This window comes from Faecalibacterium sp. OM04-11BH (genome assembly GCF_003482185.1).
Classification (GTDB): Bacteria; Bacillota; Clostridia; order Oscillospirales; family Ruminococcaceae; genus Faecalibacterium; species Faecalibacterium tardum.
In genome coordinates this window covers 56,065-57,569 of the sequence record NZ_QULS01000016.1, presented here as the reverse complement: position 1 = coordinate 57,569, position 1,505 = coordinate 56,065, and the positions used below count along the sequence as shown (strand labels likewise).

At 51.2% G+C, this 1,505-nt stretch carries 2 protein-coding genes and 1 pseudogene; all 3 read left to right on the top strand.

Going from position 1 to position 1,505, the window contains the following annotated elements; genetic code table 11:
* A partial coding sequence (locus DXB44_RS12395; RefSeq protein WP_118658915.1) for a sigma-70 family RNA polymerase sigma factor occupies window positions 1-591 on the top strand: 591 nt, incomplete at its 5' end.
* Between the two features lie 64 nt (window positions 592-655).
* Window positions 656-1,186, top strand: coding sequence for a sigma-70 family RNA polymerase sigma factor (locus tag DXB44_RS12390; RefSeq protein ID WP_118658914.1), 531 nt, complete (start codon window positions 656-658; stop codon window positions 1,184-1,186).
* Window positions 1,179-1,505 (top strand): annotated as a pseudogene (locus tag DXB44_RS12385) (Tat pathway signal sequence); the annotation flags it as partial. The gene DXB44_RS12390 and the pseudogene DXB44_RS12385, both read left to right, overlap by 8 nt.

The window sequence follows — 1,505 nt, the reverse complement described above, 5'->3', positions numbered from 1 at the left end:
AACAACAAGTCCTTTATCGGCAAGGTGGCGAATGACCTTTTCCGCAGTATGAATCTGGCACAGTCCGGTCTGAATCTTGACACGGACGATTTGAAACAGGCGGGGAATCTGGGCTTATGGAAAGCCGTGCCGAAATTTGATGCGGCGCGCGGCATGAAGTTCCTGACCTATGCGGCTCCTGCCATTCGCAACGCCATGATGGACATGGTACGGGATGCCTTTGCTGCTTTTGAGCAGCGGATGGTGACAGAGGACAAGGACGGTATCTGCTACCAGCGTGTTTCGCTGGATGATGTTCTGCCGGGAGAGGAACAACTACGGCGCATTGAAGCCATAGCCGACCCCTACGCCATGCAGCCGCAGAGTATTATGGAAGAACAGGAATCGCGCCGGGAACTGTACGATGCTCTGAAACGGCTGACCCAGCGAGAGCAGACCTATCTGCTGTACCGCTATGGCTTCACCGATGGCGAGGAACATCCGCTGATCGGCACGGCGATATACTTTCACCTGACAAAAGGCCGCGCAAAAAAGACGGAGGAACAGGCCATGGATAACCTTTGGCTGGAACTGCCGTGGTGGTTTATCTGAATGGGCAGAGAGGAATTGTGTCAAATTGACATAATTCCTCCCGATAAGAGGGATGTGAGCGAAAATGCTGGCAATGTATCTGGCAGTTCTGGATAACCAGAGCAGTGAAGAACAGTTTAAAGATGTATATAATACTTACAAGCGGCTGGTCTACCATACCGCTTACAAAATTATGGGCGATTCATATCTGGCAGAAGATGTGCTGCAAGAGGTTTTTTTGTACGTTGCCAAAAATTTTTCTAAAATTCATCGAGAAAACTGTCACGAACTCGCCGCTTATCTCGTTAGTTGTAGGAGAAGCCGTGCATACGATATGCTTCGCAAGCAGCGAGAAGAACCATTAGAAGAAATCCCAGACGCACCAGATGGTGCCCCGATACCGGATGATGCAGCAGTCAGCACCGACAACATCGAACGGTTGATAGAACTAATCGGACAGATGAAACCGATGTACCGTGATCCACTGCGCCTTTTGGCGATGGGCTACACCAACCGGGAGATTGCCGAATCGCTTGGACTGACAGATGAAGTGGTTCGGATGCGGCTTTTCCGTGGAAGAAAATTATTGTGGAAGGAGTTGAACAGCCATGAGTGAGCGGACAGAAGTTTCTTTTGATGCAGCGTTGATGATGGCACTCCGTGCAGATGCACAAAAAGAACTGGACGAGCTGCCAACTCCGGCACAGCTAAAAGAACTCTACCCGGACACGTCCCGATGGGATGCTCGCCTGAAAGCGGCATTGCATAAACGCCGCCCGGTGCTGAAGCGAGTGCTTGTTGCGGCCCTGACGCTGATAATTCTGAACCTCGGTGCGCTTGCAGTAAGTGCAGACTTCCGCAAGGCGGTCTATACGATGATTCAGAAGTTCCTGCCCATTGAGATGCAGCTGACGTATCAAGTGGACGGCGAACCG